Source organism: Limosilactobacillus reuteri, from assembly GCF_002254085.1.
Lineage (GTDB): Bacteria > Bacillota > Bacilli > Lactobacillales > Lactobacillaceae > Limosilactobacillus > Limosilactobacillus reuteri_K.
In genome coordinates this window covers 50,238-73,009 of sequence record NZ_NGPY01000003.1, presented here as the reverse complement: position 1 = coordinate 73,009, position 22,772 = coordinate 50,238, and the positions used below count along the sequence as shown (strand labels likewise).

Genomic DNA, 22,772 nt, shown 5'->3' with positions numbered 1-22,772 from the left:
TTGCCTTAGACTTCCTTCAGATTCCGTCTCACGACGGACACCCTTGTCCTCAGCTCATGGTTCCGACTACTACGGCCCATAGCGGACTTTCACCGCCTAGCTAATACCCATGCCGGGCGCACAAACAGAGACTGTTGAAAAACTTTCTTTTTTCAACAGTCTCTGTCTTTATTCCTCAGCAAATTCTTGTAAAGCCTTTTCGAAATTAGCTAATTTTTCATTTGCTTTATCTAAGGTATCGGCACTTGTACCAATGTAGAATTTAAGCTTTGGTTCAGTTCCAGATGGACGAATAGCAATCCAAGTATCATCATCAAGAATGTAACGCAATACATTTGATTCTGGGATACCTAATTCACTTACTTTACCATCAGCTGTAGTTTTAGTCCCATTAGCGAAGTCTTCTGTAACTACTACTTGGTGACCAGCAAAATGAGTTGGGGCTTCTTCTCTAAACTTCTTCATTAAAGCCTTAATCTTAGCTGGACCATCAACACCAGCATAAGTATTAGCAATTGTCTTTTCGCGGAAGTAGCCGTACTTCTTAAACAATTCTTGTAAGCCATCGTAAAGGGTCATATTACGACTACGGTAATAAGCGGCAACCTCAGCAAGTAACGTTAAGGATTGGATAGCATCCTTGTCCCGAACAAATGGCTTAATAAGGTAACCATAGCTTTCTTCAAAACCAAACATAAAGGTATGGTCAGCTTTTCCAGTCTCATATTGATGAATTTGGTCAGCAATCCACTTGAAACCAGTTAAAACATTGATCATATCAACGCCGTAACTTTCTGCAATCTTAGCAGCGAAGTTAGTAGAAACAATTGATTTTACCGCAGCAGCATTCTTTGGTAAGGTTCCCGCTTGTTTATGCGCCTCGAGAATATAGGCAAGCATGATGGAAGCAATTTGATTACCAGTTAGCAATTGATATTCACCATCTGGTTGACGAACTGCACATCCAAGCCGGTCAGCATCCGGGTCTGTGGCGATCAATACGTCTGCACCAACCTTTTTACCAAGAGCAATCGAACGAACAAAAGCCTCTGGGAATTCTGGATTAGGATGTTCCAAGCCAGGGAAGTCACCATTTGGTTGTGCTTCGGTTGGTTCCATTTCATAATTTGTAAAACCAGCTTGACGCAATGCCCGTTCACCAAGCATTCGGCCAGTTCCGCATAATGGGGTAAAGACAAACTTCATATCCTTACCGTATTCCTTAGCTAATTCGGGATTAACAGTTACACCCTTGGCATTAGCAAGGTATGCAGCATCGACATCTTCACCCATGATTGTTTCTAAACCATTGTCCAGCATCTCTTGTTCATCAGCTAAAGCAATATCAAAAATATCATCAATCTTACGAATGTAACCTGTCATCATGTCAGATTCTTTAGGTGGCATCTGCCCACCATCTTCACCGTAAATCTTGTAACCATTGTATTCCTTAGGGTTATGACTAGCGGTAATCATGATCCCCGCATAAGTTCTCATGTGACGAACTGCAAATGACAATTCAGGCGTTGGGCGTAAATTATCATAGATGTAAACCTTAATCCCATGAGCCCCCAATACACGAGCAGCATCATGAGCAAATTTACGGGAGTTGTGCCGAGAATCGTAACCAATAGCAACTCCTCGTTTTTTAATATCGTCTCCCAATGAATCCATTAAAGTTGCCAAACCTTCAGTTGCTTGACGGACAGTGTAAACATTCATCCGGTTAATTCCTGGTCCCATCAGTCCTCGCATTCCTGCAGTTCCGAATGATAGCGGACCATAAAAAGCATCTTCAATTTCTTTATCGTCGTTCATTGCAGCTAATTCTTGCTTTAAGTCTGGTTCAAGATCTGTTCGTTCTTGCCAAACCTTATAAGTATCTTTCCAGCTCACAATAATGTCTCCTTTATGTCATACTCTGCTTTTTAGTATACCGCATAAAATCTTATCTGTCGCTTTTTACTTAAAAGTTTACTAAAGTTTTACCATGGCTTGGAAATTGAAATATGAGGCAGAAATTCTTGCTGTTTTTGCCGCTGAATTTGGCGTTGCTTTACACGTTGAGAATATGTTGCCATTAACGTCTTTTGTTCTTCAGTTTCCGGAATTAATTCATTAAATGCTGTTTGCTTTTCAGGATCAAGAATTACAAAAGTCATAAAACAATAAAAACCGAGGAATCGTTCACCGGTCATTAAGTGCTCACCAATTACTTTTGTGAACACTTCAATAGATCGTTTACCAAAGCCTGTCACATAAGCTTCCATACACATCGAATCTTGAAGGTCAAATGGTCGTAAAAATTGAATATCATCCATTGCTACTGTTGCAACCGTTGTCCGAGCTACCCGCATTGCTGCTACCGAAGCTTGACCATCAATTAATTCCAAGATTCGTCCCCCGTATACTGTCCCGTGTTCGTTCAAATCTGAATTACGAATCCGATGAATTGACACCGCTAATGTATCATTACATTTGATTGCACCCATTAAAAAACCTCCTTAGTCCTTGTTATATTAAATTTTAGCAAATCATTAACGATTATTGTTGGATTTTTGAAATTCATCAACCGGGCCAAGATAATCGCTATCAATCCCTAACCATTTTTTATTAATCTGTCGTAAGGTGCCATCTTTTTGTAGAACCCCAAGAGCATAGTTAATTTTATTAATAAGTGTCCAGTCTCCTTTCCTCATTCCAATCGCAACCCGGTCTGCAGGATACTTTGTCGCTGAAATCAATTTATAATTATTGCTATTAGCGATGTGTGTGGCGTAATAGCCTGCATAGACAGTGCCGGCAAGTACGCCTTGTGTTCGGCCTGCTTGCAGATCCATAAAAGCACTTGAGTTATCTTGATAAAGAATTGGCTTTTGTCCTTTAACTAGCCTCTTCAATACTTGAGGATATTTGTCAAAATCAGTTTGAGCGGTTGAACTTTCTTGAATTCCTAATACCTTTCCTTTCATATCCTTGAAATTTTTAATTTTACTATTTTTCCGCACCACTAATGATTGCCCAGAGAGTTCATAAACCCGACTAAATGCAATTCGTTTTTGTCGGGAAGGAGTAGCTGTATAACCGTTCCAAATACAATCAATTGTGCCATTTTTTAATTCGGTTTCCTTCATTGACCAATCAATTGACTGAAAATCAGCTTTCAATCCTAAAACTTTCGCAACTGCGCGGGATAAATCAACATCATAACCAACCAGTTGACCATTCTTCTTCCGAAAATCCATTGGAACAAAAGTATCATCAACCCCGATAAGTAATGTTCCCCGCTTCTTTATTCTTTCCCACGTATCAGTGTGGTTCGCCCGGTAATTCTCGTTTTGAATCTTAAAGCCACTTGCAAAAACAAATAAAGGTAATAGTAATATCAAAACTAAGCCGAAATTAATTATCTTTTCCTTCATGTTTATCTTCTCCTTTATCAAAAAAACGCCCCTTGAAGAATAAATCTTCAAAGGACGTATTTAGTATGCGTGGTGCCACCTTTTTTCACAGCTACCTCACAGCAACTGCCTCATTAAGTTCAGTCATTTGCGACGAAACTCTTTGTGATAACGGGTGACTCCCGGATTCTTCTTTCAATCAAAAAATCTTTACTCCCAGGTGTGATTCATTAACATAAAAGCTCCCTTTCCACCAACCGGAGTCTCTGTACAATCATGCTTAACTACTAGCCTGTTCATCGTATTTAGTATTATTCAAATATTGTTTAGCAATTTCAACATAAGCTTGCTGAGCAGTTAAATAATCATCAAGCGCAATATGTTCATCAATTTGGTGCGATAGTTTTTCAATTCCTGGTCCGTATTCAATTATTGGAAATTTATGGTTGTCCAAAACATAACGAGATGCATCCGTTGCGCCATGAGAAATGACTACATCTGGTTGCCTGCCGTTAACTTTTTTAATTGCTGTTTGAGCAAGGGCAATAAAGCGATCTTGCTTATTTGTAACCACTGGCATAAAGCTGGCAGCAACCTTTAATTTCAATTGGATTTTAGGCTCCTTATTTAACTCATCAATAATACCCTGTAATCTTTTTTGCGTCGCCACATTATCGCATTCTGGAATCGTGCGCACATTTCCCTTTAAATAGGCAAAATCAGGAATTGAGTTTAACTGGTCACCACCATGAAAGACAGTCACACTATGAATTAATTTTCCTAGGGTGGGACTTACTGCTGCATCGTCAAATGCCCGTGATTCTTTATTGATAAATTTCACTAGATTTGTAACAGCATTTGCTCCTAATTCTGGTTGTGAACTATGGGCTAATTTCCCATAAGATTCAACAATATAATCAAAGGAGCCACAGTGGGCATACTCAATTTGACCAGTAGTAGCCTCTCCAATGATCATTGCATCAACATCGTGTACGTATCCTTGATTAGTAAGTTCAAGAGAGCCTTTTCCTCCAACCTCTTCATCAACGGTGGCAATCAAGCGCACCTTACCATGTTTTAGTAAATCTGCTTCTTGAAGCTCAATTAAAGCACCCACCATGGCTGCCAATCCTGACTTCATGTCGACTGCTCCCCGACCATAGATTTTACCGTCTACTAATTGACCAGCGAATGGCGGATATGTCCATTTTTGGAAATTACCTGCAGCTACCGTATCTAAGTGTCCAGAAAGAGCGAGTACCGGCCCTTTTTCATCACCAACTTCCGCAATTAGATTGGTGCGGTTGGGTGCAAAAGGAACTAATTCACAGGAAATATGATGATCTTCTAAGACCCTTTTAATATAACTTGCTTCGTCCTTTTCGTTACCATTTACTGTATCAATCTGAATTAACTTCTGTAATAGTTTTATTTTTTTCATCATTTTCCAATGGTAATCACCCTCCTTTTCTAACGAAATTTTAATCAAAACTATACCACTAAATAAAAAAAGATGCTAGAGCTTTTCTCTAACACCTTTTTTTATTAATCCATCGATTTAATGTATTGGTAAACTTGCTGTCCAGCAATCGCTCCATCACCAACAGCTGTTGCAACCTGCCGTAATGGTGTTTCACGAACGTCCCCAATGGCAAAAATACCTGGTACTGCTGTCCGCATTCGCTCATCAGTCTTTACCCAGCCTTGATCATCAAGAATATCTAAATTCTTAAAAGCAGCTGTCATTGGGAAATTACCAACATAAATGAAGACACCATCTGCAGCCATTTCACCATCTTCACCAGTCTTATTATTATGAGTTTTAACACCTGTTACTTTAATATCATCCCCAATAATTTCAGTCACACTCGTGTTATAAACAAACTCAATCTTGTCATTATTCATCGCTTCTGCTTGAATAATTGGTTCAGCCCGGAGCTCATCACGACGAACAAGCACTGTTACTTTGGAAGCTAATTGCGTTAAGTAAACTCCCTCTTCAACAGCCGCATCACCACCGCCAACGACGATAAGATGCTTTTCTTTAAAGAAAGCTCCATCACAAACCGCACAGTACGAAACACCACGGCCACCAAATTCTTCTTCTCCTGGAACATTGAGGTGACGTTGGTCAGACCCAGTAGCGATAACAACCGCCTTTGCAGTATATGTTTCATCCATGTCAGTAGTGATCTTCTTTAAGTCACCATCAAGCTCTACTTTAGTTACTGTTCCATAAGCATATTCTGCACCAAATTGAGTTGCACCTTCATACATTTGTTGGGCAAGTTCAGGACCCTTAACACTTTTGAATCCTGTGTAGTTTTCAATTTCAGCAGTATTATTCAAGTTTCCGCCGTAAATTCCACGATCAAGCATCAAGACAGACAGGTTTGCACGTGAGGCATACATTGCTGCGGTCATTCCACCAGGACCGGCACCAATGATTACAACATCATATTGCTTACTTTCAGCCATTTCTCTCTTCCTCCTCGAATAATTTTTTACTATCCATATCATACCGACTTTGGATCTTTTTGTCTATCGTTTAGCTTACTTTTTATCGGTAATATTCTTTATCGAACTATAACTAATATTATAATTTTATATAGAGAATTTAAACAATCAAATCGTTTTCAATCCTAATGTTATCATATTTGAGTTATACTTATTATGATAAGTAATTATATTTTTTAAGGAGGCGAAGTGCATCCAACTAATGCACGCATGTATGAAAGTCTGTATTTTTTCTACTTGTATTGTTGATTTGCTTTATCCAGATGTTGGGAAAGCAACGGTTGAACTTCTTCAACGTTTTGGTTGCGAAACAGTTTTCCCCGATAAACAAATCTGTTGCGGACAACCAACTTATAATAGTGGTTATGATCGCGAAACAATCGCTACATTTAAAAATCAACTCGACGCCCTTTTAAGTATCGATGCTGATTATATTGTTGGCCCATCTGGATCGTGTGTCGCCATGCTTCACGAATATAAAAACATTTTCAAAGATGATCCAGAATATGCGAAGAAAGCACAAATTCTTTATGATAAATCTTTTGAACTAACGCAATTTATTTACCGGGTTCTCGGTATTCTTGATTGCGGTGCAGAACTGGATGATACAGCAACCTTTCACCGTTCTTGTCACATGACTCGTCTTCTTGGGGAACGTACGGCACCAATTGTTCTTCTAGAACATGTTAAGAGGCTCGAACTTATTCCCCTTCATAACATTCAATTATGTTGTGGCTTTGGTGGAACATTCTCTGCTAAAGAACCCCTTCTCTCTGAAGCGATGGTTGATGATAAAGCAAATAATGTTTTGAAGACGAAAGCACATATTCTTATCGCTTGTGAGCAAACATGTTTAATGAACATCGGTGGACGAATTAACCGTCGCCGTGATGGCTCTCATATTACGATTATGCATATTGCTGAGGTTCTTAACCATAACGTTGACACTAGCCGGATCACTTATGTCAAAGATACGGATCATGTAATGGTACCAGCAAACGGAAACGGGGTGTTTTAGATGGGAATAGCCACAAGCGATAAGCCTTTTACGGAACGGATCAAAGACGCAGAAGCCGATAAATTTATGCGAGCATCTGTTGCTAAAGCACAAGATGCTCAATTCCAAAAACGAACAGAAGCGCGCCGCCAGCTAGGTCATTGGGAAGGTTGGCGTGATCTCTCTGCCGAAATTCGTCAACATGTTATTAAGCACCTTCCTGATTACTTGGAAGAATTCAGTGACAACGTTCAAAAAAATGGTGGTCATGTTTTCTTTGCCAAGGATGGTGACGAAGCAAGTGCCTTTATTAAACAATTAGCAATCAAAAAGCAAGCTCATCACGTTGTTAAATCAAAATCAATGGTCACTACAGAAATTGGCCTTGATAAAGAACTATTAACGATCCCTGGACTTTCATTAATGGAAACAGATTTAGCTGAATTTATTTTGCAAGAGGATAATTGGGATGAACCAACACATATTGTTTTCCCCACTCTGCATAAAAACCGCAATCAAATTCAAAAAGTATTTGAAAAACTTGGCTATGACGGTGACAATGATCCTGAACATATGGCTAGGTTTGTCCGTCACTATCTCCGCAATTACTTTATGCAAGCTGATTTTGGCATTACTGGCTGTAACTTTGCGATTGCTGATAACGGGATGATTAACCTGGTCACAAACGAAGGAAACGCTGATATAAGTATGGCGATTCCTCAAACCCAAGTTGTAGTCATGGGGATGGAGCGTATTGTGCCAAGCTTGAAAGAAGCTGAAGTCCTTGACAACGTTTTATGTCGAAGCGCGGTGGGCCAAAAATTGACTAGTTACTGTACTTTTTCGAAAGGTAAGGAAGCAAGTGAAGCCGATGGACCAGATGACTTCTATGTTGTCATTGTTGATAATGGTCGTTCTAAGATGCTGAACTCTGATTTTGAACCAATGCTCCAATGTATCCGTTGTGGTTCTTGCTTAAATGTTTGCCCCGTTTACCGGCAAGTCGGTGGAAAGGGCTATGGATCGATTTATCCAGGACCAATGGGTGAAGTTCTTTCCCCAATTTTAGGCGGTTATCAAGAATTCAAGGAATTACCCTATGCATGTAGTCTATGTGCTGCTTGTACAGAAACTTGTCCTGTTAAAATTCCCCTTCATGAGTTAATTCGTCATCACCGTTATGTAGAAATGGATGAGCTTCATTTAGATCATAGTCCTTCGAATGCTCTTTTGAAGGCAGTTGGTAAAGGGACCAGCTCCCCTACGCTTTTTAATGATGCAATGCGATTTGCTCATATTGCTCTTGAGCCATTTGGCAAGAAAACAACTCCTGAGGACATTAAAAACCTTTATCCAGATGGTAAAATTAACCACCTTCCCGCAATTGCTCCTAAACTAGCTCATGGCTGGGTAGATGTTCGTGATCTCGCTGTTCCGCCGAAGTATCATCAAAATTTCCGTCATTGGTACCACCATTATGAAGAAGAGGAGGAACAGGGAAATGACTGATTACTTACAAGAAGCAAACACTACTAAGAATCAAGAAGACTTCTTAAATCGAATTGCAAAGGCTGCCAATCGTCCTCGTCATACACTTGCTGAGGACCCATTTGTCCCCGTTAATGATCTGCCAGAAACTACCCTTGCTGGAAAAAGTCAGGATGAACTTCTTGAACTTGCGCGCAAAAATAGTGAAGAAGTTCATGTTAATTTCCATGTTGTTAAATCAGCCGACCTTGGCCACACTCTTAATGATTTTATCCAAGAAAAAGAGATTAAAAGTTTAATGCTGCCCTCCTTTGATGAAGAGAAATGGCAAGATTATTCATTGGGGAAATGGCAGGATAATTTGCGAGTAGATCCTATTTACTATTGGGAGCCTGAATTTGGACGGCAAAACATTATAAATGCAAATAACAGTGATGGGGCAATTGGTTTTGCGGACTTTCTATTAGCCGAGTCAGGGACCGTAACCGTTGCAACCTACCCACAACAAGGACGGATGTTTCATTTTCTTCCAACCCATTACCTAGCTATTGTACCAAAAAGCAAAATTTTACCACGTTCACGGCAAGCAATGGATTATTATCAAAAAGCAATTCAGGATGGTAGTTTACAAACATCAAACATCAACTTTATTACCGGCCCATCTAATTCTGGTGATATTGAAATGGTGCTAATCGTTGGTGTTCATGGCCCGCTTGATATGGAATATGTCGTTGTTGAAGATATGTAAAAAATAGACCTTCAAGATCCCTATAACGAATCTTGAAGGTTTATTTTGTTAAAAGGCTAATGCTAGTCTTACTTCTTAGAATTATTTTGCTTATCTTCAGCAGCAAGCTTTGCACCTAATTCCTTAATGTATTCACGCAATTCTTCTTTAACTTGTGGGTGTTCCAAACCATATTCAATGTTTGTCTTAACCCAGCCAAACTTATTACCAACATCGTAACGGTCACCCTTATATTCACGAGCGAATACCCGTTGAGTTTGGTTCAAAGTATCAATTGCATCAGTTAATTGAATTTCGCCGCCCTTGCCAGGCTTAGTCTTTGCTAATACATCAAAGATTTCTGGAGTAAAGACATACCGACCAATGATTGCTAAATCACTTGGTGCGTCTTTAGGAGCTGGCTTTTCAACGAAGCTAGTTACGTTATAAAGTCCTGGCGTAACTTCCTTGCTAGGGTTAATTACACCATACTTTGCAGTATCTTCATGTGGAACCCGCATAACTGCAAGAGTAGATGCGCCAGTTTGGTTATAACTTTCAATTAATTGCTTTGTTAAAGCTTCATTCTTGTTGTTAATGTTATTAAGGTCATCCCCAAGCATAACAACAAATGGTTCATCCCCGATAAAATCACGAGCAGTTAAAACAGCGTCCCCTAAACCACGAGGATGAGATTGACGAATGAAGTAAATATTAACATCAGTTGTTTCTTCAACCATCTTTAACATCTCGTCCTTGTGTTTTGAACGAAGATTATCTTCCAACTCTGGATTAGAGTCAAAATGGTCTTCAATCGACCGCTTATTCTTTCCATCAACAACAACAATATCTTCAATTCCTGATTTGCGCGCTTCTTCAACGATAAATTGAATCGTTGGCTTATCAACAATTGGTAACATTTCCTTTGCCAATGCCTTGGTTGCCGGAAGAAAACGAGTTCCTAAACCAGCAGCAGGAATAATGGCTTTTCTAACACGTTTCATACTTATAAAACCCTTTCCATGTTTCAATTTCTCTCAATATCCATCCTCTAGCATTTTACCATATTTATTCGTTTTCTGAAGTAAGATCTCGGTCCATTAATTGAGAAATTGCAGTTTTAATATCTTCGCCTTCATACAAAACACGGTAAAGAGCTTCGGTAATTGGCATCTGTACTTGTCGTTTACGACTCAATTCATAAGCGGCCTTGGTAGTATAGACACCCTCGATAACCATTCCCATATTATCAATTACATCTTGAAGCTTTTTTCCTTGTCCCAATTGATAACCAGCACGCCAATTTCGAGAATTTTTACTGGTAGCAGTAACAACAAGGTCACCAACCCCAGAAAGACCAATAAAAGTCATCGGGTTGGCACCAAAAGCAACCCCCAATCGACGAATTTCTGCAAGTCCACGAGTAATTAATGCTGCCCGTGCATTATCATGATAACCAAGTCCCTGAATAGCTCCAGCACCAATTGCAATAATGTTCTTTAAGGCTGCGCCAAATTCGGCACCAATTACATCGTCATTAGTGTAAACCCGGAAATAAGAATTACTAAATAACTTCTGCGCCTTTTTAGCACTGGCCAGGTCCTCACAAGCCGCGGTTACAGCTGTCATATCTTTAATCGCCACATCTTCAGCATGACTTGGACCTGATAAAACAACAATTGCCTGACGGTTTTCAGGAGAAATATCTTCGCTAAGCATTTCCGATGGTCGCTTATAAGTATTTTGTTCTAAGCCTTTCGTTGCGTGAATAATTAACGGTTTTTGATGTAATTCAGTCAAAATTGCATTTAATTGCTTAGCAACTTCACGAAGACCCTTTGTTGGAATTACAATCAGGACCACACTGGCATCCTTAACAGCTTCTTTCATATCCGTTGTTGCTGTTAATTTAGTAGAATAAACAAAATCTTTCATGTAGCGAGGATTTGTATGTTCAGTATTTAATTGCTTAACTTGTTCCTCATTACGAGACCATAATGTTACATCGTGGCCATTTTCTGTAAGCATGTTTGCTAAAACACTACCCCACGAACCAGCACCTAAAACAGCAATTTTTTCTGCCATAATTTTTTCTCCTTCTCCAATTCAATTAATTTTTGTTTATTCCGTTATAATACCACGGAATATTTTTATAACGTCGAATTATTAGTATTACTAATGCACTAACAAAAAACACTACAGAAAGTAACTGTGAAATGCGAATATTTCCAATCATTAAACTATCAGTTCGCATACCTTCAATAAAGAACCGGCCAAACGCATACCACATTACATAGGTTAAGAAAATTTCCCCGCGACGAAATAAGTGTTTGCGATGGCGAAGTAACATTAATAATGCAAAACCAGTTAAATCCCATAATGACTCATATAAGAACGTTGGAATTCGATAGTGACCGCCAATATACATTTGGTTTATTATCCAATTCGGGATATGCTGAGCCATTAAATGCGCCCGCGTCGTTATATCACCAAATGCCTCTTGGTTCATAAAGTTACCCCATCGGCCAATTCCTTGAGCCATGATAAGGGTTGGGGCAATAATGTCCATCATCAACCAACTAGATAGGTGACGATAATGGCAAAAGACAAGTAAAACAATAAAGCCCCCTAAAATTGCTCCATATATTGCAATCCCACCATCCCAGATAGCAATAATCTCACTTGGATGCTGGGAATAATAGCTCCACTGAAATACGACATAGTAAATCCGTGCGCAAATTATCGCAATCGGAAGCGCCCATAGAAGATAATCATAAAAATCATCTTCAGAAATTCCCAGCCTCTTTCCTTCACGAACAGCTAATAAAAGAGCCAAAACTACCCCACTAGCAATAATTACGCCATACCAATGGATAGTAAACGGACCACCTTGGAATGCAATTGGGTTTAAGGCAGCTCTTATTCTTTGATTAATCATCTAGTTTGCCGACCCCTTATTATTCTTACTATCACGTTCCGAATTCTGCTTAATTAACTGGTTAAGGTTTCGATCAAATGTTTCGGTAGCATCATAGCCCATTGTCTCGGCCCGATAATTCATTGCGGCTGATTCAATAATAATCGCTAAATTACGACCAATTTTAACTGGGACAGAAACTTTAGGCACAATAACACCTTGAATTGTTTGGGTATCTCCACGATCACCAAGACGATCAAATTGTACATCTGGAGTCCACGTTTCGAGATGTACAATTAAACTGATTTGATCAGAAGGCATAATTGCCCCTGTTCCATAAAGAGTAGAAACATCAATGATTCCAATTCCACGAATTTCCATTAAATGTTTTAAAATTTGCGGAGCAGTCCCTACCAAGGTCTGTTCGTCACGGGCGTAAACTTCTACTCGATCATCAGCAATCAGTCGGTGTCCACGACGCACAAGTTCCAACGCGGTTTCACTCTTACCAACTCCCGAATCACCAGTAATGAGCACTCCAACCCCACTTATATCAACTAATACACCATGGAGAGATTTTCGTGGTGCCAAACGTTCCAGTAAGTAAGAAGTCATGTTACTTAATATTTGAGAAGAGGTTAAGTGCGTTCCCAAAATTGGAATTTTTGCATCTTCAGCCGCCTTCTTTAGCTCCTTAGGAATCGGCAAATTAGTTGAGATAACAAAACATGGTGTTTGTGGCATACACATTTTTGTCATGTATTCCTCACGTTGCTCATGAGTTAAATCTTTAGCAAATGAGGTTTCGGTAATTCCTAACAATTGAATCCGTACTGCGGGATAATGCTTGAAATATCCTGCAAATTCAAGAGCTGGCCGTGAAATATCACTAGTTGTTATCTTGCGTTGGAGGTAATCTTCTCCTTGTAAGACTTTTAACCGGACCTTATCAACTAATTCTTGCACCGTTACATTGTTTGGCATTTTTTCCACTCCTTTACAATCTATCCTCGTGGCTTGTGATAACTGCATTGAAGATTGCCATGATAATTGCAATCAACATTGCAGAACCAAATGACGAAAAATGAAAGTTTGCCGACCCGACAAGCATCGATGTTAGTTGTAGCATAATTCCATTAATTACAACACTAAAAAGGCCCAGAGTCAAAATATTAATCGGCAACGATAAAATTACTAAAATTGGCTTAATAGCAACGTTCAAAATTGCTAAAACAAAGCTTGCCAATGGTGCAATCCAAGCACTTGTGATATAAAACATTCCTGTTCCGGCAAATAAACCAGCAAGGGCAATAAAAAGGATTGTATCAATTAATACTCGTTTCCAAAATTCCATCATGATCTTCCATTTCTTTTAATGTCTTTTTCCTCGACATTCGTTAAAGTCCGTCGAGAACGTTGGTGAGGCTGCTGAGAGGTTTTTTGTGATTCACTAAAGGACTTTAGGAATCCTAGTAAATCGGGCTTTTGCGGATCAGCAGGCATCATTATTATCAAAATAATATAGATAATAATGCCCGGAACAAAACCGGTAAAAATAGTCAGTAAGACATATAAAATACGTAAAATATTTGGCTGAATCTTAAAGTACTGGCCAATTCCGCCAAATACACCAGCTATCATTCGATCTGATCCTGAGCGAGTTAATCTTTTATGTTGACTTTCGCGCACTTTACTCACTTCCTTCCAAGCTAAATAAATTATTGAGGATTCTTTTGACTAAGTTTCCATTGTAAGAAAGCATCAATAAATGGATCAAGTTCCCCGTCCATTACAGCTTGTCCATTATGTGTTTCATAGCCAGTTCGGTTATCCTTGACTAGGGTGTATGGGTGAAAAACATATGAACGGATTTGAGAACCCCAACCGATATCAAGTTGTTCGCCCTCAATTTCTGCCCGCTTTTTAGCTTTCTTTTCTTCTTCTAGTTCATACAACTTTGATTTTAACATATTCATTGCAGTCACTCGGTTTTGGAGTTGAGATCGTTCGGCTTGAGAAGAGGTTACAATCCCGGTTGGAATATGCGTAATTCGAACAGCAGATTCTGTTTTATTAATATGCTGACCACCAGCACCACTAGACCGGAAAGTATCAACTCGTAAATCTGACGGATCAATATCAACTTCAACACTATCATCCAACTCTGGCATTACATCAACCGAAGCAAATGATGTATGGCGCCGACCGGCCGCATCAAATGGGGAAATTCGAACAAGTCGATGGACTCCCTTTTCACTACGAAGATAACCAAATGCATTATGCCCTTTAATTAGCAGCGTAACACTTTTGATACCAGCTTCATCACCGGCCTCATAACTCGCTGTTTCAACAGAGAAACCATGCTGCTCACCCCAACGAACATACATCCGCAGAAGCATTTCACCCCAATCTTGGGCTTCGGTACCACCTGCTCCCGGATGAATTTCTAAGATAGCATTTTTAGCGTCATACTCCCCATCAAGAAGTTGCGTCAATCGATACTGTTCTAAAGCCTTTTGTGTTTTTGTAAATGATACTTCAAAATCTCTTTGTAAATCATCGTCCGGTTCAACCGTGAGTAATTCAATCGATGTTTCAAGATCACCAATCTGACCACGTAAATTTACAAAGGTATCCCGCTTTTCTTTTAAAATATTATTTTCCGCAATGACCTTTTGTGCCTGCTCATTGTCATTCCAAAAGTCTGGCTGAGCCATTTCTTGTTCAATTTCCGCAATGCGTTCATCTAGTGCATCAAGGTCAAAGAGACCTCCCGAAGTGCGTAACTTCTTTTTGCATTGATTCTACTTGTTTTTTTGCTTCGCTTAATTCCACAATCAAACCTCCGTTATACAACAATACGGCAGCGGTACCGCCATGGGTTACCTTACTGCCGTACCTAGTAGTAATTAACAATTAACGTGTTACATTTTGCCGAATTTCTGACTTCATGAAGAGTCGGGTAGTCTCATACTCAATATCAGCAATCATTTGTTCAAACATATGATAACCAGCTGTTTGGTATTCAACTAATGGATTTAATTGTCCATATCCACGTAACCCAACTGACTGCCGGAATTGGTCCATGATATCAATGTGATCAGTCCAATGTGAGTCAACCACCCGCAAAATAACAACCTTTTCAAATTCAAGCATTTGTGCTGGATCATAAAGTTGCTTTTGCTTTTCCTTATAGACTCCCTGGGCAAATGTCATCAAGTAATCCACCATTTCTTGAGGTGATTTACCTTCCAGATCTTTAACTGTGATGGTATCAGGTTTGATTAAGACTTCTTCTGCAAAGTCAACAATTCCTTGTAAATCCCAATCCTTCTTGTCACCAAGGGTATGTTGATCAACTTCACGCTGGATTGTTCTTCTAAACATTGGCATAAGGACCCACTTCAACGACTTATCTTCAGTGATAATTTGTTGCCGCTCCTTATAGATAATTTCACGCTGTTCACGCATAACATCATCATATTGAAGAACGTTCTTCCGTGAATCATAGTTGTTACCTTCAACCCGCTTTTGAGCTGATTCAACCTGGTGAGTTAAGAAACGACTTTTAATGACAGCATCTTCATCATTAACCTTCATCCGTTCTAAGAAGGCTTTGATCCGGTCCCCACCAAATCGCTTCATCAAATCATCTTCAAGCGATAGGTAGAATTGTGATAAACCAGGATCACCTTGCCGTCCAGAACGTCCACGAAGCTGATTATCAATCCGCCGTGATTCATGTCGTTCAGTACCAATAACTGCAAGTCCACCAATTTCACGTACTCCAGGGCCTAATTTAATATCTGTACCCCGTCCAGCCATGTTGGTAGCAATAGTTACTGCACCTTTTTGACCAGCATTTTTAACAATTTCCGCTTCCTTAGCGTGATTCTTAGCGTTTAAAACAACATGCGGAATGTTCTCTTTATCAAGAAGTTGAGATAGGTATTCAGAAGTTTCAACAGCAACTGTCCCAACTAAAATTGGTTGCCCTTTAGCATGAAGTTTCTTAATCCGATCGACAACAGCTGCAAACTTACTTTGTAATGTTGGATAAAGCAAGTCAGGCTCGTCTTTCCGCTGAACGGGACGGTTAGTTGGAATAGTAATAGTTTCCATATTGTAAATTTCACGGAATTCTTCTTGTTCAGTTTTAGCAGTACCAGTCATCCCCGCCAGTTTGTTATACATCCGGAATAAGTTCTGGTATGTAATGTTAGCCATTGTCTTATTTTCTTCTTGAATTTCTACGCCTTCTTTGGCTTCAATAGCTTGGTGCAGGCCATCAGAGAAACGCCGACCTTCCATTACACGTCCAGTAAAGGAGTCAACAATTAATACTTCACCATCTTGAACCACATAATCCTTATCCAAAAGCATGATATAGTTAGCACGCAAAGCCTGATCCAAGTGGTGGGTCAACGCAGTATTTTCTGGATCATATAGGTTCTTTAAGTTGAAGTATTTTTCAGCTTTTTTAATTCCTTCATCAGTTAATGAAACCGTCTTTGATTCAAGATCAATCTTGTAATCAACATCTTTCTTTAACTGCTTAACAAACCGATCAGTCTGTTTGTATAACTTAGAAGTTCCCGTTCCTGGTCCTGAAATGATTAACGGTGTTCGCGCTTCATCAATTAAAATTGAATCCACCTCATCAACTAAAGCATAGTTTAACCCACGTTGGACTTGGTCTTCTTTGTAAACAGCCATGTTATCACGAAGGTAATCAAATCCAATTTCACTATTAGTGGAATACATGATATCAGCTTTATATGCTTCTCGTTTTTGATCAGGGCTCATCTCTGAATTGTTAATACCAACAGAACACCCAAGCCAATTATAAAGCTGTCCCATTTCGGTAGCATCACGCTTTGACAAGTATTCATTAACAGTAATAACATGAACACCTTTTCCCGAGATCGCATTAAGGTAAACCGGCATTGTGGCAGTTAATGTCTTACCTTCACCAGTCCGCATTTCTGCGATATTACCTTCGTGAAGAACAATTCCTCCCATAATTTGAACATGGAATGGATAAAGTCCAAGAACCCGTTTAGCACCTTCACGAGAAACCGCGAATGCTTCTGGCAACATATGATCCAAGGATTCACCTTTTTTATAACGTTCCCGAAATTCATCAGTTTTTGCCTGAAGTTGTTCATCAGTCAATTCAGACATCTGTTTAGCATAACTTTCTACTTTATTTGCTATTTTATTAATTCGCCGTAATTCACGACGATCGCTTTCAATCCATTTTTTTAGAATATTGGCCATAAAAGCGTCCTTCCTACTTTCTGGCTTAAGTCCAAAATCAATAAAAAAGTACTACTCAAGCCAATTATATTTTTTACTCTAACCATAACATTTTACCACGTTCATGGTATAAATAAAAATTATTAGTATGGATATTACAAGGTGGCTATAAGTTATAAGATATAAAAAGCGCCAATGATTTCTCATCCGCGCTCTTCATATTGGCATTGACTATTCAGCTTCAATCAAGCCATAACGACCATCATTACGACGGTAAACAATGCTTGTACCATTAGTTTCAGCATCTTGGAAGATAAAGAAATTGTGTCCAAGCATATCCATTTGAAGGACAGCTTCTTCAGGATCCATTGGCTTTAATGAAACTTGCTTCGTCCGTACAATCTTTAATTCATCATCTTGTTCATCTGCTCCATCATTATCAGATGAGATGAATTCAAGGTTCTTTAGGCCTTTTTCACGTGACTTACGGTTAACCTTCGTCTTGTACTTCCGGATTTGCCGTTCAAGCTTATCTGTAACTAAGTCAATACTTCCATACATATCATTAGAAGTCTCTTCTGCCCGCAACGTTAGGTACGGAAGTGGAATTGTTACTTCAACCTTGTACGTCCGGTTTGGATAAACTTTTAAGTTCACGTGGGCGGTAGCTTCAACACTATCTTCAAAGAACTTTTGAAGCTTGCTGATTCGCTTTACAACGTAATCACGAATTGACTCAGTAACTTCGACATTTTCACCACGAATATTGAACTTTAACATTGTACTTCTCTCCTTTCAGCCAAGCAACTGCTTGATCTGATATCAGAAGGACCACTCTTCTCATATCCTATTTTTATTATAGATTAGTTTGTGTTAATTAACAAACTTTATTAATGCATCTTAAGAAGAATTTAACGTGCCAGTGAAACGCTACCAATCTCTTTACAGCCGGCTTGTTTGAAAAGTACCGCTGCATGGTATAACGTCCTCCCCGTCGTATAGACATCATCAACCAAAAGGATTCGTTTATTAATTACTTTTTCTGGAGATTCAAGAATAAATGGTTGCTTAGTTGTAAGTCGTTCTTCTTTAGTCTTACTTGATTGCGCTACTTTTGAACTTGCTTTAGTTCGTAAGATCGGTTGGTAAGATACTTCTCGTAATAGACCAATAACTTGATTAAAGCCGCGCGTTTGCATCGTTGTAGACGTTACTGGAATTGGGACAATTAAATCCGTTTTCTGTTCATTAACTACTTTACTAAATTCGCGCTGAAACACCATTCGCAAACGGTAATCGCCATTAAATTTATAACGTTGCATATACTCTTTCATTGCCTCGTTATACCGATATAATCCTCGATGATGCAAGTTCCAGCCGTAAATTTTCCCCCAAGTTTGACAGTCTGAGCATAAGAAACCATTTTTATTAACATTTTCTTTACCGCATCCTGTACATCCTCGATCACCCCAGCATACAAATCTTTCCTTACATTGAGTACAAACTACTGGCGTGATAATTTCACGAAAGCCAAAAATCTCTTTCAAAGTTAGCTGGAAAGTTATTTTTTTATTACATAGGAGACAATTCATCTATCAACCTTTGACCTTTCTGATTCAAATACTTCACCTGGGAAACAGCTTGGTTAATTTGGTGACAATTACAATTAATCCAAAAAACAACTCGTCCAGTTGGTCGACTTTGTGCACGGCCAGCGCGACCAGCAATTTGTACTAATGCTGATGAAGAAAAGACTGGATCATCAGCACCCAAAACATAGACATCAATTTCCGGAAAAGTAACCCCTCGTTCAAGAATAGAAGTCGTGACTAAAAAGTCATAATCACCATCACGCATTTTTTGTACCTTTTCTAACCGCTGCGGATCACTTGCATGAACAGTAGCAAAGCGGAAAGTTGTAAAAGAATGCTGTAATGCAGCTTTGACTAATGCTAAATCAGCAATATGAGGAACAAATAACAAAAAGCGGTGGCCTTCTTTTAGCGTTTTCTGCAACTGTTGAATAACTTGCGGGGGTAATTGATGGCGTTCTAATCGTCGCCTCCATCCAAAAGCTAGTCTAACTTTTATTTCTGGAAGTAAATGCCCATGATAGCGAAGAGGTAAATAATTAACAATCAATCGTTTACTTTTGATTTCTCGGAGCAAAGCATCTCCTGGGGTTGCGGTTAAATATAGACATCCTCCATTCTTTTTTATTGCTTGCTTTGTTGCATATAATAACGAAGCATTAGCAGCGTACGGAAAGGCATCTACTTCATCAATAATTAAATTATCAAAAGCATGATAGAAACGAAGTAATTGATGAGTTGTACAAATAGTCAATTGAGCATAATGATAAGGTAATTCTTGTCGACCATGTAAAAGAGCAATATCACAATTAGCAAAAGCAGCTTTTAAACGAGGAAATAATTCTAAACAGACATCTACTCGTGGAGAAGCTATTCCGATTCTTTCACCACGTTTAATTGCTGCAGCGATCCCCGCAAACATCATCTCAGTCTTCCCGGCACCCGTAACTGCCCATAACAATTGCTGAACATGATCAGCCATTCCCTGGGAAATTTTTTCTGAAGCTTGTTGCTGAAGAGGCGATAATTTTCCTTTCCAGGTCAACACCGGTTCGGTAACCGTAAATTGATTTGGCTCTGGAACATGATAAAATTTATTTAACGTTGAAACACGACCAAGATTAATGCAATGTGGACAATAAAACTCACCTCGTGGCAAAGCACCCAGCGATTTTTCTGTGACATAATTGCAGCGATAACATCTAATATTCGCAGTATCGATTCTAATTGTTGGTAGTTCTTGAATTCCTGATTGTATCAACTCATGACGCGGAACTAAGACTCGTCGCCCATAATAATTGTCTAAATCCATTATTCACCTCCTACTTTATATATACGTAAATTAATCAAAATAGCACGAAGGAAGTTTAAAAATGACAGAACCATATTTAACAATTGCTAAAAATACCACTTATGAGCAAACAATTAAAAAATCACGGTTTATTTGCTCCATTGCTCGTGTCTCCTCAGAAGAAGAAGCTCAACAATTTATCACCAGCATCCAAGCAGCTAACAAAAAAGCTACTCATAATTGCTTCGCATATATGATTGGTGACAATGACCAAATTCAACGAGAAAGCGATAATGGCGAGCCAAGTGGAACAGCGGGAATTCCGATCCTTGAATCACTTAAACTTGCAAAGATCCATAATGTCGTAGCAGTGGTTACCCGTTATTTCGGCGGGATTAAGCTAGGCGCAGGTGGTCTCATCCGGGCATATAACAATACAACTACTGAAGCAATCCACCAAGCTGGTCTCGTCCAACGGATCAAGCAAGCAATTCTAAAAATCACTGTTACCTATGCTCTTCACGATCCCCTTCTTTACTACCTCAAGGAGAACAATCTTGAGGTGGCCGGTGAGGAGTACGGGGTTAATGTTGAAACAAGTATTTACGTAAACGAAACGGACTTAGAAGATGTTAAGGAGAAGCTCATTAATCGTTTTAACGACCAGCTTCAAATAACTGAAGGCGATCAGCACTTTAACGAAATTCCATATTAAAAAATTCAGGTTAGAATCTTCTAGCCTGAATTTTTTAATATTTTATTTTTTCACACTTCGATAGTAACTTATCCAAATTATAATACAAAAAACCGTTAACATACCAAAGGCTTCTTGAGTACCAATTGCTGTTGAGACCCGACGAACAACATTTAAGTGTGATTGATTAGCAGCTACAATCATCGCTACCAATGAAGTACCAATTGCCCCGGCAAATTGCTGAAGGGTATTAAGAATTGCATTTCCTTGTGATTGCTTTTCTTTACCAATAACAGTTAGTGCACTTGTCATTACGCAGCCCATGCACATCCCCATTCCACCCATATAGAGAATATAAACTAGCGCAATAAATATATTTGTTAAATGTCGTCCAGAAATCGTAAAAGCAACAAGCGCAAGTAAACACAACGAAGTACCAATCAAAATAGGCTTACGAGCGCCAAACTTATCTAAAATTCGTCCTCCTAATGGTGCAAATATCGCTCCAACAAAACCAGCTGGGAGGACAATCAAGCCAGCTGTCATTGCACTATTACCATTTACCAATTGAATATAGTTTGGTAAAAGAAATGCAAAACCTAATGAAATAAGTTGGGTTAAAAAGAAGCCAAGAACATGCCCAGAAATTTTTTATTTCTAAATAATCGTAATTGTAAAATTGGTTCTTTTAGGGTTAATGAACGCCAAGCAAAAAGGCCCATTCCTAAGATCCCAATTAACAATGCGCCACCAACTGAAAAGGTCATAAAGGCTTGACTTCCCAGGTTACTAAACCCTGTTACAAAACCACAGAACATGAAGACAATCATTAACATACTAAAGATATCAATCTGTTGTTTTTTAATCGGTGATTTTTGGGTAATTCCCCATTCACCAAGCACAAATGAAATAATTAACAGCGGAATTAATGAATAAAATACCCACCGCCAATTAAGCTTACTGGCAACGATTCCACCGAAAGTAGGACCGATCGCTGGAGCAACTCCAGTAATAAGATTACCAATTCCCATCATAAAACCAATTTTGCTTGTTGGAACTTGCTCCATAATAATATTAAACATCAATGGTAATGCAATCCCAGTTCCAATCCCCTGAATTACCCGCTCAACTAAAAGCAACCCAAACGACGGCGCCAGCGCATCGATCATTATCCCACCAATAAAAAGCAAGTTTGCAACCGTAAAACCTTGTTCGGTAGTAGCTTTTCAAAATTGCCTATAGAGGAACAATAATTGCGACTAAAAGTAAATAAATGGAAGTCATCCACTGAACCTGATTAGTAGTAATTGAAAATTCACGCATTAGGATCGGAAAAGTTACATTCATTGAAGTTTCAACTATCACGCCACAAAATGACATCAATCCAGTTGTCACAATTGCTGCAACAACTTTTGCTGGAATTTTTTCAGTATTCATACTCATTATTTCTCCTCTATCATCGTTGATAAGAATCGTTTTATTTTCGAAATGTCCTGTTCACTAAAATCTGCTTTTAATTTCTCTTCGTATTGTGTAATATACGCACTTACATCTGAGGATAATTTTTGCCCTTCTGCAGTAAGCGTAACGATTTTTTGACGACGATCTTCTGGTGACGGATAACGTTCAATCAAATTTTTCTTTGCCATTCGTTGAAGCAATACAGTAGTAGGTGATCTCTTTATTCCAAATTTATTTTTAATCTGGTGTTGATCACAACTATTTCCCGGGAAATGCGTTAAAAAATTAATAATCGACATTTGCGTCCCTGTCAATCCATGCTGCTGCGCAAATGCATTCATTTCTTGATTCATCGCATTATTAGCTTGTTTTACTAGACGACCTATTAGCAATTTTCATCTCTCCTTTTCGTTAGCCGACTAACAAAA

The 22,772-nt window shown here is 39.0% G+C and carries 21 protein-coding genes, 1 pseudogene and 1 other annotated feature; of the genes and pseudogenes, 4 read left to right on the top strand and 18 right to left on the bottom strand.

The genetic code is table 11. The annotated features are described in order from the left end of the window. Window positions 1-168 precede the first annotated feature (168 nt). From CBG10_RS01055 to trxB, 5 genes are all read right to left on the bottom strand, one after another. Window positions 169-1,896: a phospho-sugar mutase gene (locus CBG10_RS01055; RefSeq protein ID WP_094511372.1), complete on the bottom strand. Its 1,728-nt coding sequence runs from the start codon at window positions 1,894-1,896 to the stop codon at window positions 169-171. An 89-nt stretch (window positions 1,897-1,985) separates the two neighbouring features. Beyond that, complete coding sequence (locus CBG10_RS01050) at window positions 1,986-2,492, bottom strand: acyl-CoA thioesterase (RefSeq protein ID WP_094511370.1); 507 nt, start codon at window positions 2,490-2,492, stop codon at window positions 1,986-1,988. Between the two features lie 45 nt (window positions 2,493-2,537). Continuing rightward, window positions 2,538-3,422 (bottom strand): amino acid ABC transporter substrate-binding protein, encoded by an 885-nt coding sequence (locus tag CBG10_RS01045; RefSeq protein ID WP_094511369.1) that lies wholly within the window; start codon window positions 3,420-3,422, stop codon window positions 2,538-2,540. Window positions 3,423-3,469: 47 nt separating this feature from the next. After that, window positions 3,470-3,710, bottom strand: a binding site (T-box leader). After that, window positions 3,682-4,845, bottom strand: coding sequence for an ArgE/DapE family deacylase (locus tag CBG10_RS01040; protein WP_094511368.1), 1,164 nt, complete (start codon window positions 4,843-4,845; stop codon window positions 3,682-3,684). Its footprint overlaps the feature before it by 29 nt. Before the next feature lie 101 nt (window positions 4,846-4,946). Then, window positions 4,947-5,879: a thioredoxin-disulfide reductase gene (trxB, locus tag CBG10_RS01035; protein ID WP_094504035.1), complete on the bottom strand. Its 933-nt coding sequence runs from the start codon at window positions 5,877-5,879 to the stop codon at window positions 4,947-4,949. A 253-nt stretch (window positions 5,880-6,132) separates the two neighbouring features. Here trxB and CBG10_RS01030 point away from each other — a divergent pair, with 253 nt between their 5' ends. From CBG10_RS01030 to CBG10_RS01020, 3 genes are read left to right on the top strand one after another with little or no spacing between them, the layout of a single operon-like run. Continuing rightward, entirely contained in the window at window positions 6,133-6,936 is an 804-nt protein-coding gene (locus CBG10_RS01030) for a (Fe-S)-binding protein (RefSeq protein ID WP_179225405.1), read from the top strand. Next, a complete protein-coding gene (locus CBG10_RS01025; protein ID WP_094501994.1) occupies window positions 6,937-8,424 on the top strand; it encodes a LutB/LldF family L-lactate oxidation iron-sulfur protein in 1,488 nt (495 codons plus the stop codon). Further along, entirely contained in the window at window positions 8,417-9,151 is a 735-nt protein-coding gene (locus CBG10_RS01020) for a LutC/YkgG family protein (RefSeq protein WP_094511366.1), read from the top strand. The genes CBG10_RS01025 and CBG10_RS01020 overlap by 8 nt, the downstream gene beginning before the upstream one ends. A 68-nt stretch (window positions 9,152-9,219) precedes the next feature. Here the strand turns inward: CBG10_RS01020 and galU are convergent, their stop codons facing one another. The 11 genes from galU to CBG10_RS00960 all read right to left on the bottom strand — a co-directional run bounded on the left by galU (window position 9,220) and on the right by CBG10_RS00960 (window position 20,210). After that, complete coding sequence (gene galU / locus CBG10_RS01015) at window positions 9,220-10,134, bottom strand: UTP--glucose-1-phosphate uridylyltransferase GalU (protein WP_003666398.1); 915 nt, start codon at window positions 10,132-10,134, stop codon at window positions 9,220-9,222. Between the two features lie 64 nt (window positions 10,135-10,198). Continuing rightward, window positions 10,199-11,215 carry an NAD(P)H-dependent glycerol-3-phosphate dehydrogenase gene (locus CBG10_RS01010; RefSeq protein ID WP_094511365.1) on the bottom strand — a complete coding sequence of 339 codons (1,017 nt, stop codon included), beginning with the start codon at window positions 11,213-11,215 and terminating at the stop codon, window positions 10,199-10,201. Window positions 11,216-11,240: 25 nt separating this feature from the next. Continuing rightward, on the bottom strand, window positions 11,241-12,068 hold the full coding sequence (gene lgt, locus CBG10_RS01005) for a prolipoprotein diacylglyceryl transferase (protein ID WP_094502001.1): 828 nt from the start codon (window positions 12,066-12,068) through the stop codon (window positions 11,241-11,243). Beyond that, window positions 12,069-13,031 carry an HPr(Ser) kinase/phosphatase gene (gene hprK, locus CBG10_RS01000; protein ID WP_094502003.1) on the bottom strand — a complete coding sequence of 321 codons (963 nt, stop codon included), beginning with the start codon at window positions 13,029-13,031 and terminating at the stop codon, window positions 12,069-12,071. A gap of 13 nt (window positions 13,032-13,044) precedes the next feature. Further along, entirely contained in the window at window positions 13,045-13,401 is a 357-nt protein-coding gene (locus tag CBG10_RS00995) for a phage holin family protein (protein ID WP_003670462.1), read from the bottom strand. After that, on the bottom strand, window positions 13,401-13,736 hold the full coding sequence (locus CBG10_RS00990; RefSeq protein WP_019252145.1) for a PspC domain-containing protein: 336 nt from the start codon (window positions 13,734-13,736) through the stop codon (window positions 13,401-13,403). Before CBG10_RS00990 ends, CBG10_RS00995 begins: the two co-directional genes overlap by 1 nt. Before the next feature lie 29 nt (window positions 13,737-13,765). Beyond that, window positions 13,766-14,882 (bottom strand): peptide chain release factor 2 gene (prfB, locus tag CBG10_RS00985; RefSeq protein WP_191980874.1). Its coding sequence is split into 2 segments (ribosomal slippage): window positions 13,766-14,809 and window positions 14,811-14,882, totalling 1,116 coding nucleotides; the frame shifts between segments, so codons are not numbered across the junction. A gap of 81 nt (window positions 14,883-14,963) precedes the next feature. Beyond that, entirely contained in the window at window positions 14,964-17,327 is a 2,364-nt protein-coding gene (secA, locus tag CBG10_RS00975) for a preprotein translocase subunit SecA (protein WP_003666386.1), read from the bottom strand. 210 nt (window positions 17,328-17,537) lie between these two features. After that, window positions 17,538-18,086, bottom strand: coding sequence for a ribosome hibernation-promoting factor, HPF/YfiA family (gene hpf / locus CBG10_RS00970; protein ID WP_003666382.1), 549 nt, complete (start codon window positions 18,084-18,086; stop codon window positions 17,538-17,540). A 131-nt stretch (window positions 18,087-18,217) separates the two neighbouring features. Further along, the gene (locus tag CBG10_RS11390; RefSeq protein ID WP_225359844.1) at window positions 18,218-18,628 is read right to left on the bottom strand and encodes a ComF family protein; all 411 of its coding nucleotides are present in this window, start codon (window positions 18,626-18,628) and stop codon (window positions 18,218-18,220) included. 250 nt (window positions 18,629-18,878) lie between these two features. Further along, on the bottom strand, window positions 18,879-20,210 hold the full coding sequence (locus CBG10_RS00960; protein ID WP_094502009.1) for a DEAD/DEAH box helicase: 1,332 nt from the start codon (window positions 20,208-20,210) through the stop codon (window positions 18,879-18,881). Window positions 20,211-20,271: 61 nt separating this feature from the next. Between CBG10_RS00960 and CBG10_RS00955 the strand changes: the two genes are divergently transcribed. Then, window positions 20,272-20,904 (top strand): YigZ family protein, encoded by a 633-nt coding sequence (locus CBG10_RS00955; protein WP_094511362.1) that lies wholly within the window; start codon window positions 20,272-20,274, stop codon window positions 20,902-20,904. A gap of 42 nt (window positions 20,905-20,946) precedes the next feature. Here the strand turns inward: CBG10_RS00955 and CBG10_RS00950 are convergent. Together CBG10_RS00950 and CBG10_RS00945 are read right to left on the bottom strand one after the other, a co-directional pair. Next, a pseudogene (locus tag CBG10_RS00950) lies at window positions 20,947-22,326 on the bottom strand (MFS transporter). After that, a complete protein-coding gene (locus tag CBG10_RS00945; protein ID WP_094511361.1) occupies window positions 22,326-22,736 on the bottom strand; it encodes a MarR family winged helix-turn-helix transcriptional regulator in 411 nt (136 codons plus the stop codon). The pseudogene CBG10_RS00950 and the gene CBG10_RS00945 overlap by 1 nt, the downstream one beginning before the upstream one ends. Window positions 22,737-22,772: the final 36 nt, after the last annotated feature.

Excerpts from the sequence above, each read along its gene's own strand:
- CBG10_RS01050 (WP_094511370.1), bottom strand. The coding sequence starts at position 2,492 with ATGGGTGCAATCAAATGTAATGATACATTAGCGGTGTCAATTCATCGG.
- CBG10_RS01045 (WP_094511369.1), bottom strand. The coding sequence starts at position 3,422 with ATGAAGGAAAAGATAATTAATTTCGGCTTAGTTTTGATATTACTATTA.
- CBG10_RS01040 (WP_094511368.1), bottom strand. The coding sequence starts at position 4,845 with ATGATGAAAAAAATAAAACTATTACAGAAGTTAATTCAGATTGATACA.
- trxB (WP_094504035.1), bottom strand. The coding sequence starts at position 5,879 with ATGGCTGAAAGTAAGCAATATGATGTTGTAATCATTGGTGCCGGTCCT.
- CBG10_RS01030 (WP_179225405.1), top strand. The coding sequence starts at position 6,133 with ATGAAAGTCTGTATTTTTTCTACTTGTATTGTTGATTTGCTTTATCCA.
- CBG10_RS01025 (WP_094501994.1), top strand. The coding sequence starts at position 6,937 with ATGGGAATAGCCACAAGCGATAAGCCTTTTACGGAACGGATCAAAGAC.
- CBG10_RS01020 (WP_094511366.1), top strand. The coding sequence starts at position 8,417 with ATGACTGATTACTTACAAGAAGCAAACACTACTAAGAATCAAGAAGAC.
- galU (WP_003666398.1), bottom strand. The coding sequence starts at position 10,134 with ATGAAACGTGTTAGAAAAGCCATTATTCCTGCTGCTGGTTTAGGAACT.
- CBG10_RS01010 (WP_094511365.1), bottom strand. The coding sequence starts at position 11,215 with ATGGCAGAAAAAATTGCTGTTTTAGGTGCTGGTTCGTGGGGTAGTGTT.
- lgt (WP_094502001.1), bottom strand. The coding sequence starts at position 12,068 with ATGATTAATCAAAGAATAAGAGCTGCCTTAAACCCAATTGCATTCCAA.
- hprK (WP_094502003.1), bottom strand. The coding sequence starts at position 13,031 with ATGCCAAACAATGTAACGGTGCAAGAATTAGTTGATAAGGTCCGGTTA.
- CBG10_RS00995 (WP_003670462.1), bottom strand. The coding sequence starts at position 13,401 with ATGGAATTTTGGAAACGAGTATTAATTGATACAATCCTTTTTATTGCC.
- secA (WP_003666386.1), bottom strand. The coding sequence starts at position 17,327 with ATGGCCAATATTCTAAAAAAATGGATTGAAAGCGATCGTCGTGAATTA.
- hpf (WP_003666382.1), bottom strand. The coding sequence starts at position 18,086 with ATGTTAAAGTTCAATATTCGTGGTGAAAATGTCGAAGTTACTGAGTCA.
- CBG10_RS11390 (WP_225359844.1), bottom strand. The coding sequence starts at position 18,628 with ATGCAACGTTATAAATTTAATGGCGATTACCGTTTGCGAATGGTGTTT.
- CBG10_RS00960 (WP_094502009.1), bottom strand. The coding sequence starts at position 20,210 with ATGGATTTAGACAATTATTATGGGCGACGAGTCTTAGTTCCGCGTCAT.
- CBG10_RS00955 (WP_094511362.1), top strand. The coding sequence starts at position 20,272 with ATGACAGAACCATATTTAACAATTGCTAAAAATACCACTTATGAGCAA.